This is a genomic window from Actinomadura rugatobispora (assembly GCF_055379765.1).
Genome location: NZ_AP029191.1, coordinates 86,415 through 100,259, shown reverse-complemented (window position 1 = coordinate 100,259; position 13,845 = coordinate 86,415). Strand labels below are relative to the sequence as shown.

At 72.3% G+C, this 13,845-nt stretch carries 8 protein-coding genes and 2 pseudogenes; 5 read left to right on the top strand and 5 right to left on the bottom strand.

The window, feature by feature from the left end; translation table 11 throughout:
• Positions 1 to 199: 199 nt before the first annotated feature.
• From dnaK to ACZ466_RS00445, 3 genes and pseudogenes are all read right to left on the bottom strand, one after another.
• A pseudogene (gene dnaK, locus ACZ466_RS00455) lies at positions 200 to 1,991 on the bottom strand (molecular chaperone DnaK); the annotation flags it as partial.
• A 45-nt stretch (positions 1,992 to 2,036) separates the two neighbouring features.
• A pseudogene (locus ACZ466_RS00450) lies at positions 2,037 to 2,771 on the bottom strand (serine/threonine-protein kinase); the annotation flags it as partial.
• Positions 2,772 to 2,924: 153 nt separating this feature from the next.
• Positions 2,925 to 3,518: a TetR/AcrR family transcriptional regulator gene (locus tag ACZ466_RS00445; RefSeq protein WP_378289007.1), complete on the bottom strand. Its 594-nt coding sequence runs from the start codon at positions 3,516 to 3,518 to the stop codon at positions 2,925 to 2,927.
• Between the two features lie 53 nt (positions 3,519 to 3,571).
• Here ACZ466_RS00445 and ACZ466_RS00440 point away from each other — a divergent pair, with 53 nt between their 5' ends.
• The 3 genes from ACZ466_RS00440 to ACZ466_RS00430 all read left to right on the top strand — a co-directional run bounded on the left by ACZ466_RS00440 (position 3,572) and on the right by ACZ466_RS00430 (position 6,580).
• Positions 3,572 to 4,981 (top strand): ABC1 kinase family protein, encoded by a 1,410-nt coding sequence (locus ACZ466_RS00440; RefSeq protein ID WP_464042606.1) that lies wholly within the window; start codon positions 3,572 to 3,574, stop codon positions 4,979 to 4,981.
• Positions 4,959 to 6,053 (top strand): cytochrome P450, encoded by a 1,095-nt coding sequence (locus tag ACZ466_RS00435; RefSeq protein ID WP_378289011.1) that lies wholly within the window; start codon positions 4,959 to 4,961, stop codon positions 6,051 to 6,053. The genes ACZ466_RS00440 and ACZ466_RS00435 overlap by 23 nt, the downstream gene beginning before the upstream one ends.
• 149 nt (positions 6,054 to 6,202) lie before the next feature.
• Positions 6,203 to 6,580 (top strand): hypothetical protein, encoded by a 378-nt coding sequence (locus ACZ466_RS00430; protein WP_378289013.1) that lies wholly within the window; start codon positions 6,203 to 6,205, stop codon positions 6,578 to 6,580.
• Positions 6,581 to 6,652: 72 nt separating this feature from the next.
• On the opposite strand, the gene ACZ466_RS00425 is transcribed toward ACZ466_RS00430, so the two are convergent.
• On the bottom strand, positions 6,653 to 7,189 hold the full coding sequence (locus tag ACZ466_RS00425) for a glutathione peroxidase (protein WP_378289015.1): 537 nt from the start codon (positions 7,187 to 7,189) through the stop codon (positions 6,653 to 6,655).
• A 235-nt stretch (positions 7,190 to 7,424) separates the two neighbouring features.
• Here ACZ466_RS00425 and ACZ466_RS00420 point away from each other — a divergent pair, with 235 nt between their 5' ends.
• The gene (locus ACZ466_RS00420) at positions 7,425 to 8,231 is read left to right on the top strand and encodes an SAM-dependent methyltransferase (RefSeq protein WP_378289017.1); all 807 of its coding nucleotides are present in this window, start codon (positions 7,425 to 7,427) and stop codon (positions 8,229 to 8,231) included.
• A 130-nt stretch (positions 8,232 to 8,361) separates the two neighbouring features.
• A complete protein-coding gene (locus ACZ466_RS00415; RefSeq protein ID WP_378289019.1) occupies positions 8,362 to 10,509 on the top strand; it encodes an acyl-CoA dehydrogenase in 2,148 nt (715 codons plus the stop codon).
• A gap of 45 nt (positions 10,510 to 10,554) precedes the next feature.
• Here the strand turns inward: ACZ466_RS00415 and ACZ466_RS00410 are convergent, their stop codons facing one another.
• A complete protein-coding gene (locus ACZ466_RS00410; protein WP_378289021.1) occupies positions 10,555 to 13,809 on the bottom strand; it encodes a glycoside hydrolase family 97 catalytic domain-containing protein in 3,255 nt (1,084 codons plus the stop codon).
• Between the last annotated feature and the right edge of the window lie 36 nt (positions 13,810 to 13,845).

Genomic DNA, 13,845 nt, shown 5'->3' with positions numbered 1-13,845 from the left:
CGTGCGGCGGAGCGAGAGCAGGCCGGTGAGCTGAGTACCTGAGCACTTACTGGGGTGCGGCACAGCATTGCACACGGGAGCCCTGTGCCGGAACCTTCTATTGGCAGATCGCCAATAAGAGATTACCGCCCGGACGTCCCGCCGGCTGCCGAAGGGCCGGACGCGCTCGGCGATCCCGGTCGGCCGCTAGACGCGATCACGCCGCGCCCATCTTCTGGTTGGCGTGGGCCAGGCTCTCGGTGCTGGTGCGGATGGCATCGATGTCGGCGCCATCCAGGGCCCGTTTGACCGCGGCGACCGCCTCTTCGACCTCCTTCTCGAGGTCGGCGGGGAACGTGCCGGGGTTCTCGCGCAGGAACCTCTCGGTGATGTAGACGAGAGTCTCGGCCTGGTTGCGGACCTCGGCCTCGTCCCTGCGCCGCCGGTGCTCCTCGGCGTACCGCTCGGCCTCACGCATCATCCGCTCGAGGTCGTCCTTGGGCAGGGCCGAGCCGCCGTGCGACCATCGACTCTTTCCTGCCGGTCCCCAGGTCGTTGGCCGAGACGTTGACGATGCCGTTGGCGTCGATGTCGAAGGCGACCTCGATCTGCGGCACGCCGCGCGGCGCCGGAGGCAGGCCGGTGAGCCGGAAGGCGCCGAGCCTCTTGTTGCGGGCGGCGATCTCCCGCTCGCCCTGGAAGACCTGGATCTCCACGGACGACTGGTCGTCCTCGGCCGTGGTGCAGGTCTCCGACTGCCTGGTGGGGATGGTGGTGTTGCGCTCGATGATCTTGGTGAAGACACCGTCCCCCGCCACGGGGGCGAGACGCTCGCCGTCGCGGGTCTCGATGCCCAGCGACAGCGGGGTCACGCCCAGCAGCAGGACGTCCTTGACCTCGCCCTTGAGCACGCCTGCCTGCAGGGTCGCGCCGACCGCCACGACCTCGTCGGGATTGACCTCGCCGAGGGGGACCGTGCCGCCGGTCAGCTCCCTGACCAGGCCGGCCACCGCGGGCATCCGGGTGGCCCCGCCGACCAGCACCACACGGTCGATCTCGTCCACGCCCATTCCGGCGTCCTCGAGCACCTGGTGGAAGGGGGCCTTGCAGCGCTCCAGGAGATCGGCGGTCATCGTCTGGAACTCGGCGCGGGTGAGCTTCTCGTCCAGGTGCAGCGGGCCCGCGGCGGAGGCGGTGATGTAGGGAAGGCTGATCCACGTCTCCCGGGACGACGACAGCTCGATCCTGGCCCTCTCCGCCGCCTCGCGCAGCCGCTGCAGCGCCATCGTGTCCCTGGACAGGTCCACGCCGTGGGCCTTCTCGAACCTGGTGACCAGCCACTCGACGATCTTGCCGTCCCAGTCGCGACCGCCCAGGCGGCCGTCGCCCCCTGTTGCCCTGACCTCGACCACGCCGTCGCCGACCTCCACCACCGCGGCACCGCAGTTCTCGCCGCCCAGGTCGAAGACCAGGATCGTGGCCTCGTTCTCCTTCTCCAGGTGGTAGGCCAGCGCCGCGGAGGTGGGCTCGTCGATGAGCCGCAGCACGTTCAGCCCGGCGATCTGCGCGGCCTCCTTGGTGGCCTGGCGCTGGTGTTCGGAGAAGCAGGCCGGGACGGTGATCACCGCGTCGGTCACGGACGAGCCCAGGTAGGCCTCGGCGTCGCGCTTGAGCTTCTGCAGCACGAACGCGCTGATCTGCTGGGGGACGAGGTCCTTGCCGTCGATGGCGGTCGTCCGGCCGGTGCCCATCTCGCGCTTGACCGAACGGAGGGTGCGGTCGGCGTTGGTCACGGCCTGGCGCCTGGCGGTCTCGCCGATGAGGACTTCGCCGTTCCGGGCGAAGGCGACGACGGTCGGCGTGGTCCGCGACCCCTCCTCGTTGGCGATCACGGTGGGCTCGCCGCCCTCCAGGACCGCGACGACCGAGTGGGACGCCCCCAGGTCGATGCCGACCGCACGCCCCCCGCCCGAGCCGGACCCGCCGGCGTCTTCCGCGCGCGGGCGCCGCAGATCACGCAGGCGTCCCGCCACCGCCGTGGCGTCCCCGGGCCGCTGCCCGGGCTCCTTGGCCAGCAACGCCCGCAGGTACTCCTCGACCGCGATCGGAATGTCCGGCCGCACCGTGCGGGCTGCGGGCGGCGGCGCGGCCAGGTGCTGGGCGATCACCGCGCGGGCGTCGTCACCGGTGAAGACGAGGCGGCCGGTCAGCAGCTGGAACAGAGTGGCCCCGAGCGCGTACAGGTCGGTGCGGTGGTCGACGTCCTGGCCCAGGATCTGCTCGGGCGCCATGTACGCCAGCGTGCCGATCTTCAGGTCGCCGGTCAGCCCGGCGGTGGCGCCGTGCAGCCGGGCGATCCCGAAATCGCAGATCCGCACCGCCCCGTCGCCGCCGAGCATGAGGTTGGCCGGCTTGACGTCGCGGTGCACGATCCCGGCCGCGTGCGCGGTGGCCAGTCCCTCGGCCGCCTGCGCGCCGTAGCTCAGCGCGTCCTCGACCGGCAGCCCCTGGGGGTGCTCGCGCAGCAGGCTCTTGAGATCGCGCCCGCGCAGGTACTCCAGGACGAGGTAGGGCTGGCCCTCGTGTTCACCGACGTCGTAGACGGCGGCGATGTTGGGATGCGACAACCGCGCCGCCGCCCTGCCCTCCCGCTCGAACCGTGACAGCGCCTGCTCGCGGACCTGTCCGTGCAGCAGGTGCGGCAGCAGCACCTTGACCGCCACGGCCCGCTCCAGCCGCACGTCCTCGCCACGCCAGACCTGGCCCATGCCGCCCTCGCCGAGCAGTTCCACCACCCGGTACCGGCCCGCCACCACCGCGCCCGCAACCAGCAACCAGCACCTCCGGCGCACTCCCCGAACCCGCCCCCAATCTACGAGAACGAAGGGCCCGGGAGGCGGCCGACGGTGGCCGGAGACGGCGCGGGAGCCGCAGCCGACGCGGGATCACCGCGGTGAGAGCAGGCGGTACATCATCTCGACCCAGGTGGCGACGAAGATCTCGTCGTCCACTCCGACCGAGGGCACGCGGAGCAGGCCGGACATCATGCGGCTGGAGAACAGAGCGCCGAGCCCCACCGACGCGACGGCGGCGGCGCGCTCCTGCGGCACCCCGGCGCTGTCGCGCAGCCAGGCGGTGAACTCGGTGTAGGTGGTGTGGACGAGCTGCTGGACGGCGTCCTCCACGATCTCGGGGCGGCTGCGCGCCTCGCTCGCCATGATGCGCAGCAGCTCCTGCTCGTCGTCCAGCTCGGCGAGCACGTAGCGCGCGCTGAGGGTGAGCTCGGCGCGCAGGTCGCCGAGGTTGCCCAGCAGCCGGCGGATGTCGCGCAGCGCGTCCAGGCGGGAGAGGTTGCGTTCGATGCCCGCCCGGAGCACCGCCTCCTTGGTGCGGAAATGGTGGTAGAGACCGCCCGCGCCGGGGGTCAGCCCGGCGGCCCTCTCGATCTGCGCCACGCTCGTGCCGCGGTAGCCGTTCTCGCCGAACAGCCGCATGGCCGCGTCGATGATCCGGTCCCGGGTCGGGGTTGACGACGTCATGCGCCTAAGTAAACACTTAGGCGAAGCCATTGTCCACTGACGAGGACTCCTCGATGACTGAGCAACCCAGGCCGCCCGTCGCCCGGCGCGGCCGGATCTCCCGGGCCGCGCCCCTGCTCGGCGCCGCGGGCCGCACCGCGGGCGAGGCGGTCGTCGCCTCGCTGCGCGGCGGGCGCGGCGCCGAGTTCCACGGCCGGGCCGCCGAGCGGTACGCGCAGCGGCTCGGCCGGTCCAAAGGCGTGCTGATGAAGGCCGGCCAGCTGATGTCGTTCGCCGGCTTCGGCCCGGCCATGGAGGGGGAGTACGCGCACGTCTACCGGGCCGCGCTGTCCCGGCTGCAGGACGACGCGCCGCCCATGCCGTACCCGATGGCCGCCGGGATGGTCGCCGTCGAACTGGGCGCGCCGCCCGAGGAGCTGTTCGCCGCGTTCGACCGCGAACCGCTGGCCGCCGCCTCGATCGGGCAGGTGCACGCCGCGACGCTGCGCGACGGCCGCCGCGTCGCGGTGAAGATCCAGTACCCGGGCGTGGAGGAGGCCATCCGCGCCGACCTGTCCAACACCGAGCTGCTCGTCAGCTTCTTCAGCCTGGCCCGCTCGATGATTCCGAGCATGACCCGGATGGACATGCGCGCCCTCGCCCGCGAGGCCGCCGAACGCATCGGCGAGGAGCTCGACTACCGGGCCGAGGCCGCCCACCAGGCCGAGTTCGCGGAGATCTACCGGGGCCATCCGTTCATCCGCGTGCCGGACGTGGTCCCCGAGCTGTGCTCGGACCGGGTCCTCACGATGGAGCTGGCCGAGGGGATGCGCTGGTCGCGGGCGCTCACCGCGGACGCCGGCCTGCGCGACCGCTGGGGCGAGGCCGTCTACCGGTTCACCCTCGGCTCGCTTCGCCGGCTCGGGCTCTTCCACGCCGACCCGCACCCCGGCAACTACCTCTTCCACGAGGACGGCACGGTCACCTTCCTCGACTTCGGCTGCGTCAAGCGCTTCGCCCCGCACCAGATCCGGCAGATCCGCGCGATGGTGACGGCCGCCGTGGACGACGATCCCGCCGCGTTCGCCGGGGCGCTGCACGACGCGGGCCTCGTCACCTCCGACGGCGACGGCGCACCCGGCCCCGCCGACCTCCTGGCGTGGTTCCGCGCGACCCTGCACTCGGTGGTCGGGCCGCAGCCGCACACCTATGGGCCGGAACAGTCGGCCCGCACCATGCAGACCGCGTTCTCCGTCAGCGGGGAGCACGGGCCCGTGCTGCGGCGCGTGTCGTTGCCGCCCGACTTCCTCTTCCTGACCCGGATCGAGATGGGCATGAACGCGGTGCTCGGCGAACTGCGCTGCACCGGACCCTGGCTGGACGTCCTCAACGAGTGGGACCGCAACGGCCCTCCGGCCACCCCGTACGGGGAACTCGACCAGACCTTCTGGAAGGAGCGCCATGACGGTCGCAGCATCAGCTGAACCGGTCACCTGGGACGACGGACTCCAGGGATTCGTGGTGTCGGGGTTCGACGAGGCCGCGCAGGTCCTGCGCGGGCCCGGGTGGAGCAGCGACCCCCGGGCGCTGGGCGGCGACGTCTTCGCCGCCGTCCCGCCCGGCGTGCTGCTGTTCATGGACCCGCCCGACCACACCCGCCTGCGCCGGCTGCTCAGCCCCGCGTTCACCCCGCGCGCCCTCGAACGCTTCAGGCCCCGCGTCGCCGCGGTGGTCGAGACGGTGCTGGACGGCCTGTTCGCCGAGGCGGACGAGGCCGACCTGATGGCCGAGGCCGCCTACCTGATCCCGCTCGCGCTGATCGCCGAGCTGCTGGACGTGGGCACCGAGGGCGCGCAGGTGTTCCGGGCCGAGACGCCGGGGCTCGTCCGGATGCTGGAGGTGACCCCGACCGCCGAGGACATCGAACGCGGCGCGCGGGCGTCCAACGAGCTGATGCTGTTCCTGCTGCCGCTGCTGACCGAGCGCCGCCGCCGTCCGGGCGACGACTTCGTCAGCGCCCTGCTGCGGATGCCCGAGCTGGAACCGGAGGAGGTGATGGCGACCTGCGTCCTGCTGCTCGCCGCCGGGCACGAGACGACCGCCAACCTCATCGGCAACGGGGCCCTGGCCCTCATGCGCGACCGCTCCCAGGTGCCCGCGCTGCACGCCGGCCCGTCCCGCGCCGTCGAGGAGCTGCTGCGCGCCGAGACCCCGGTGAAGCTCGCCGGACGCGCCGCCCTGACCGACCACGACCTGGGCGGCACGCACGTCCCGGCGGGTTCACGTGTCGTCATCCGCGTCGACGCGGCCAACCGCGACCCGCGCCACTGGCCGGACCCCGGCCGGCTCGACCTCGCCCGCACCCCGCAGCCGCATCTGGCGTTCGGAGCCGGACACCACTACTGCCTCGGTGCCGCGCTGGCCCGGTTGGAGGCGACCGAAGCCCTTCCGCGCCTGTTCGCCCGGTTCCCGAACCTGACGACCACCGACCCGCAACCCCATTGGCGGCCCTCCAGCACCTTCCACGGCCTGGCCGCACTGCACGTCCGTCCGTGACTGTTCGCAGGTCACTCGAGATGGCGCGGTAATCGGCATTCTCAGGATGGCCGCGGCGCCATGCGCTTGTGACCTGGCGGCGCGTACCAAAGGCCTTTTCACCCCTGGAAACTACTCTCCGTATTTAACCGACTCCAGGAGGTGAAAAAGTGAGCCGCTGGTTCACCGCACTCGCCGCTCCGCCCCTCGCCCTCACCGTGGCCCTCGTCCCCGCCGCACCCGCCCTGGCCGCCACCGGAACCCTGGACATCCACATCATCGACACGACCAACGACAACCACTTCGTGCTCGACCTGGTCCAGCTCAAGGACCCCGCGGCCCGGAGCTGCCACGACGCTCCTCAGGAGACCTCGGACCGGAGGATCTTCAGCATCGAGAACAAGACCGACCAGCACGTCCTGCTCGCCGACCGCCCCTGCGAAGAGCTCCTGGCGGCGGACTCCTTCAGCGGCCACATCCTGGCCTCCGGAGACACCACCGACCTCCACCCCCAGAACGTCAAGGCCGTCTACTTCCCCTTCGGCTGAACGGCGTCCCGGATCGGGGAGGTCGCGTGCCGGGGCCGTGGTGATGCGCACGGCCCCGGCGTCGCGCGATCGTCAGAGGTAGTTCTCGAGGTCGGTCTTGATGTCCGAAGGGGGCACGGGGGGTTCGTAGCGCTTGATGACCTTGCCGTCGCGGCCGATCAGGAACTTGGTGAAGTTCCACTTGACCTCGTCGGTGCCGTCGGCGTCCGGGCGGATCTTGGAGATGGCGTCGTAGAAGCCGCCGTACTGCGGGCCGAAATCGCCCGGAGCCTCGGCGCGCAGGTAGCGGTACAGCGGATCGGCGTCAGGGCCGTTGACCTCGATCTTCGAGAACACCGGGAAGGTGACGTCGTACGTGGTCCGGCAGAAGTCCTGGATCTCCTCGTCGGTGCCCGGCTCCTGCTCCTTGAACTGGTTGCACGGAAAGCCCAGGACCTCCAGGCCGCGGCTCCCGGCGTCGCGGTACAGCGACTCCAGGCCCTCGTACTGCGGCGTCAGCCCGCATTTGCTCGCGACGTTCACGATGAGCAGCGTCTTGCCCGCGTACTCGCTCAGCGGAACTCGCCTGCCGTCCGCGGTCGTCGCCTCGAAGTCATGCGTACTCGTCATTTCGCAATGCTCGCAGATTCCCGCCGCCTCGATCGTGCCGGGGTCCCGCCGCGCCTTCGCCGTGCCCTTTCTCCGGCCGCCCCCCGGAAAGATCTAGCGGTTCGCCGTGGTGTTCCCGCAGCGGGGGGTGATGTCGAGGTTGTACCTTATGATCTTGCCGGATCGTTTCGGTGCACGGACGGCTGCGCTGCGTCGCCGGCACCGGTCGAGCGCGCAGCGCGAGGGGAGGCCGTGCATGGCCGATGATGGTCCCGTACCGGGGATCGACGCGACCAGGGCGAGCGTCGCCCGCATGTACGACTACTACCTGTCGGGGAAGGACAACTTCCAGGTCGACCGGGACGCCGCCGAACAGGTCAGGCGGGCGATGCCGGAGATCGGCGAGCTCGCCCGGGAGAACCGCTCGTTCCTGCGCCGCTCGGTGCGGTACATGGCGCGCCGGGGGATCCGGCAGTTCCTCGACATCGGCTCCGGGCTGCCGACCGTCGGCAACACCCACGAGATCGCCCAGCGGATCATCGCCGACGCCCGCGTCGTCTACGTCGACAGCGATCCGGTCGTGCTGACCCATGGTCGCGCCCTGCTCGCCACCAACGAGTTCACCACCGTGGCCCAGGCCGACATGCGCCGTCCCGCCGAGGTCCTCGAGCACGCCAGGAGGACGGGGCTGATCGACTTCAGCGCCCCGGTCGGGGTCCTGATGATCGCCATGACCCATTTCCTCACCCTGGACGAGCGCGGCGCGGTCATGCGGACCCTGCGCGACGCCCTCGCCCCCGGCAGCCACCTGGCCGCGACCCACGTCACCACCGAGGGGCACTCGGCCGAGGCGGTCGAGCAGATCGAGACCGTCTACGCGACCACGCCGACACCGATCTATTTCCGCTCCAAGGCCGACATCGCGCCGTTCTTCGAGGGGTTCGGCCTCGTCGAGCCCGGCCTGGTCACCATCGACGCGTGGAACCCCGAGGGCGACCTGCAGGACGAGCCGCTCAAGGACGTCGGCACGTGGCTGTACGGCGGCGTCGGCCGTAAGGGCTGAAGGCCCGCGGGACGGTCCGCGGCGGCCCGCGCCGGCGCTCGTCCGCAAAATAACCGAATCAGATTCGGGGAAGGTCTTCAGTAGGAGGCCCGGCGGCGCGATCATGGGGGTCTCGATGAGGGGAGGGCCCATGGCGATCGCCATTGGCGAGGAGCACCGCGAGCTGGCCGGGACGACCCGGGCGTTCTTGAACGATCAGGGTGCGCGCGCCGCGAACCGCGCGCTGCTGGAGGCCGACGAGGAGAAGCCGCCGGCGTTCTGGGACGGCTTCGCCGAGCTCGGCCTGCTCGGGGTTCATCTGCCGGAGGAGCACGGCGGCGGGGGAGCCGGGCTCCCCGAGCTGGTCGTGGTCGCGGAGGAGCTCGGCCGGGCCCTGGCGCCGGGGCCGATGCTGCCGACGATGGCGGCCTCCGCCGTGATCGCCGCCCGCGGGACCGACGAGCAGCGCGCCCGCCTCCTCCCCGATCTGGCCTCGGGCCGGACGGCCGCGGCGCTCGGCGTCGGCGGCGAGGTCACGGTGGACGGCGAGACCGCGACCGGCGACGCCGGGGTCGTCCTCGGAGCGGGCCTCGCCCGGCTGCTGGTGCTCCCCGCGGGCGACGACATGATCGTCGTCCGGACGGACGCGCCGGGCGTGGAGGTCGAGGTGCCGCCGAACCTCGACCCGTCCCGGCGGTCGGCCCGCGTCAGGCTCGACGGCGCGAGCGTGGCGGACGTCCTGCCGTCGGCGCGCGCCCACGCCGTCGCCGTCGCACGGACGCTCGCCGGGGCGGAGGCCGTCGGCGGGGCGCTGGAGTGCGTGGAGCGCGCCGTCGAGTACGCGAAGGTGCGCGAGCAGTTCGGGCGGCCGATCGGCACGTTCCAGGCGGTCAAGCACCACTGCGCGGACATGCTGGTGGCGGCGGAGCTCGGCACGGCGGCGGTGTGGGACGCGGCCCGCGCGGCGTCCGGCCCGGCCGACGAGTTCGAGCTGGCCGCGGCCATCGCCGGAGCGCTGGCACCGCCCGCCTTCACCAGGAACGCGGGGCTCAACACGCAGGTGCACGGCGGGATCGGGTTCACCTGGGAGCACGACGCGCATCTGCTGCTGCGGCGCGCGGCGACCCTGGAGGCGATCTTCGATCCGCGGGAGGCGGCGCGGGACGTCACGCGGCTGCGCGTCGCGGGAGTCGTCCGGGAGACGGAGCTCGACCTGCCGCCGGAGGCCGAGAACGCGCGGGCGGACGTGCGCGCGCTCGCCCGCGAGATCGCCGCGCTGCCCGAGGCCGAGCAGCGCGTGCGGCTGATCGACACCGGGTACGTGCAGCCGCACTGGCCGCGCCCGTGGGGTCTGGAGGCGAGCGCCGGACTCCAGTTGGTGATCGACGAGGAGTTCCGCGAGGCGGGGGTGAAGCGGCCCTCGTACGGGATCACGAGCTGGAACATCCTCACGCTGGTCCAGCACGGCACCCAGGAGCAGATCGACCGCTGGGTGCGGCCCGCGCTGCTGGGCGACGAGGTGTGGTGCCAGCTGTTCAGCGAGCCCGGCGCGGGGTCGGACGCGGCCGCCGTCAGGACGCGTGCGGTGAAGGTCGAGGGCGGCTGGCGCGTCAACGGGCAGAAGGTGTGGACCAGCGGCGCGCACTACAGCCGCCGCGGCCTCGCCACCGTCCGCACCGACCCGGAGGCGGCCAAGCACGCGGGCGTCACGATGATGGTGATCGACATGAAGGCGCCCGGCGTGGAGGTGCGGCCGCTGCGGCAGGCGACGGGCGGCTCGGAGTTCAACGAGGTGTTCCTCTCCGACGTGTTCGTCCCGGACGACGACGTGGTGGGCGCGCCGAACGAGGGCTGGAAGGTGGCGCGGGCGACGCTCGGGAACGAGCGGGTCAGCATCGGCGGCGGTGTCGGCGGGCCGGCCGGGCCGGACGTCGTGCGGCTGTACGCCGAGCACACGGACCTCGTCCCGGCGGAGCGGATCGGCGCGCACGCGGCGCAGGAGCGGGCGCTGAAGCTGCTCAACCTGCGCAGCGCCGAGCGGGCCGTGGCGGGGGGCGAGCCGGGGCCGGAGGGCAACATCACGAAGCTGGTCCTGGCCGAGCACGGGCACGCCACCGCCGCGCTGCTGGCCGAGTTCGCCGGACCGCAGACGGCGTTCGGCGACGGCCTCGGGCTGGTCGCGGGGCTGGCGCGGCTGGGGTCGCGGGCGATGTCGATCGCGGGCGGCACCTCGGAGATCACCCGCAACCAGATCGCCGAGCGGATCCTCGGCCTGCCCCGCGATCCGCTGATCCGTTAGCGGCGGCGCCGGTCGCCGCCGCTCCGCGGCGACCGGCGCGACCGTTCAGCGGCGGACGACGCCCGGGTCGGGTTCGAGGGTGATGGAGTCCAGGTTGACGTTGCCGTTGTCGTCCGGGCCGTACACGAAGTCCAGCGGGGTGGCCTGGCCGAGCGGAAGGCTGATCTTCTGCCCCGCGCCCGGGTGCTCCGACCAGGTGTCCCAGGTCGGCAGGGTGGGCAGCCGGAGCTGCACGGACCGCGTCCCACCGGCGAGGGTCATGGTCTGGGTGGCGCCCATGGCGTTGGCGTAGCGGACGCGGACGGTGTAGACGCCGTCGGCGGTGACCGGGGCGGTGAACCGCACGCCGCTGTCCTTGGTCTTCAGGCAGGCCACGAAGCCGGTGCCGGTGTAGCCGGGGTGGTTGGTGCGCAGGCACGCGCCGCTGACGAGCTGCGCCGACTCCGCCTCGATCCGGCGCGGCGAGAGGGAGAGCATCCGGCCGGCGGCCAGCAGACCGGCCGCGACGTCCCCGGGCACCGGCCCGGCCTCGACCAGGGTGGTGAACCGGTTGAGGGCCTCCCGCATCGCCGCCGGGTCGTTCCCGACCGCCGCGGCGATGGCGGCCTTGACCTCGGAGGTGAGCCTGCCGGACAGCGCGGGGTCGAGGGACCCGGCGTCGGCCGCCCGCCGCACCTTCAGTGCGAGGGAGAGGAGCCCCTGCGGTTCGCCGAGCCGGTCGGAGAGCCGGTCGTCGATGGCGGTGCGGGCCTGCGCGGTCACCTCGGCGAGGGGGAGGCCGTACAGGGCCAGCCGCATGTCCTGGAGGGCCAGGAGGCGGCCGGTCGTGTCGCCGTGGCGGAGCATGGTCTCGGACTTGTTGATCGCGGGCTGCAGGAGCGCCAGCGCGGACGACGACACCTCGCCGGACTTCCGCAGGTCCCGGACGAGCCCGAGCAGCGAACGCGGCTGCGCCACCCGGACCGGTTCACCGCGTTCGCCGCCGGGCGCGCCCACCGCGACCCGGAAGTCCTGGTCCGGCACCTCGGCGGCGGGGATCGTCCACTCGACGGTCCGGGTCCCGCCGCCCGCGACGCGGACGCGCCGCACCTCGCCGGCGGCGCGGCCGTCGATGAAGACACGGGCCTGGAGTTCGGCCACGGTGCTGCCTTCGTTGGAGAGCGGAGCCTTCACGGTGAGCTGCCGGGTGGACGGGTCCAGCACGGCCTCGGGGGTGCCGTGCTCCGCGCGGGGCGGGGCGTACCAGGGCAGGTCGCCGAGATCGGCGGCGGTCGCGGGCCTGATCCTGACCGCCTGGCCGCCTGCCGCGACCAGCGACATCGACAGCCGGGTGGACGATCGGACGAGCGTCCTGCGGATCTCCACCGGCAGCGGGTCGCCCTTCCAGGTGGTCTCCTGGGCGTCGGCGTAGGTCTCCGCCACGAAGGCGCCGTGCGGGAGGAACGACAGCGGCACCTGGAGGGTCCGGTCGTTCTCGTCGGTGATCGCGCCCAGGTACCAGGTGTCGCCCTTCCGCCGGGCCGTTGCGGTGTAGTCCCCGATGGCGCTGTCCAGGACGCGGGTCTCGTCCCAACTGGCGGGCATGTCCTTGAGGAAGGCGAAGCCGGGGTGGGCGGCGTAGTTCTCGGGGGTGTCCGCGAGCATCTGCATGGGGCTGAAGAACGTCGGATACAGCGCGAGCTGTGCGGCCGAGGTGGTCTGGACGCGGGTTCCGAGCCGGGCCGGGTCCCAGGTCACGTTGAGGACGCCGGGAGTGTAGTCGGCGGGCCCTCCCATGAACCGGGTGAAGGGGAGGATCGTCGCCTGCGCGGGCGGGTTGCCGCCGGCGCCCATGTAGTTCTGCTGCTCCATGCCCGCGACGCCCTCGCCCGTCATCATGTTCGGGTAGGTGCGCGACAGGCCGGTGGGCTTGATCGCCTCGTGGGCGTTGACCGTGATGCGGTGCCGGGCCGCCGCGTCGATCACCCGCTGGTAGTGCCGGACGGCCTCCTGGTCGTAGTGGCTGCGGTTGACCCCGCCGAGCAGGAACTTGGTGGCGTAGCCGGTCTTGATCGCATGGATGCCGAGTTCCTCGTAGCGAGAGAAGATCTTCTCGAGGTTCCGGTCGTAGTAGTCGACGTCGCCACGGGTCTCGTTGTGGGCGATGTAGCCGATGCCCTTCGACGCCGCGTACCGGAGCACCTCGGGGAGGTCGAAGTCGGCCTGCGGGGTCAGGAAGTCCTGGCCCGACCACGAGCCGCCGGAGTTGGTGTTCCAGCCCTCCGCCAGCACGAACTTCGCGCCCGCCTGCTCGGCCAGGTCGATGTACTGCTTGACGCGCGCGGTGGTGGCGCCGTGCTTGGGCCCGGCGTTCCAGGTCGTGTGCCGGCGCTGCAGCTCCCACCAGACACCCGTGTACGTCGCGGGCTTGATCCAGGACGTGTCGTCGCAGACCGCGCACGGGTCGTTGAGGTTCTCGATCAGATGGGACTCGCCCAGGTCGCCGGGGCGCCCGCCCACGGTCAGGGTGCGCCACGGCGTGGAGAACTCGCCGTCCAGCCTGGCCTTGGTGCCGTCGGGGAGGCCGATGAGGTCGCTGGAGAAGCGGCCGGGCCGTCCCGGCACCGCCTTCAGCGTCATGCTGGGGTAGTCGGTCAGGTCGGCCTCGTGCACCACCACGTAGGAGTCGGCGGCGGGCGCGGCGGTGATGGGCGTCTGGGCGGTCGCGACGCCGGACAGGGGCAGGTCGCGGTAGTGCTGCTCGTCGGCGGTCCAGGTCCGGCCCGCGGCGATCGACCAGCTCCGCGCGACGGGATCGAGGGTGAACTCGGTCTGCTCGGCGGTGACGGTGTAGGCGTCCAGGCCGGGCTGGCCGGGGAAGCGGTAGCGGAAGCCGACCCCGTCGTCGAAGACCCGGAACACCAGGTCGAGCTTGAACCCCGTGACGTCCTGGACCGCGTGGACGGTGAGCTCGTTCGCGTGGTTCCTGACCTTGGCGGAGGTTCCCCAGACGGGCTTCCACGTCTCGTCGATCGTGCGCCGCTCGACGGACTCGATGGACATGTCCCGCGTGAGGCTGGGGCGTCCCTGGAGATCCACGCCGAGTCCGGACGCGCCGACGAGCACCTTGTCGCGGTCGCGCACGCTGTAGGTGAGGCGCCCGTCTTCAGTGGCGATCGCGACCCGCAGATCACCGTCCGGCGACGTGACGACCCGCGCGCCCTCGGCGGCGACCTCGGCGAGGCCGCCGGCGGGCGGCGGGTTCTCGGCCCTGGCCGGGGCCGTCGCGATCCCTCCCGAGGCCAGGAGGACCGCCGTCATCGCGAGCACTCCGGTCCGTCTTTTCCGCCACGCCGT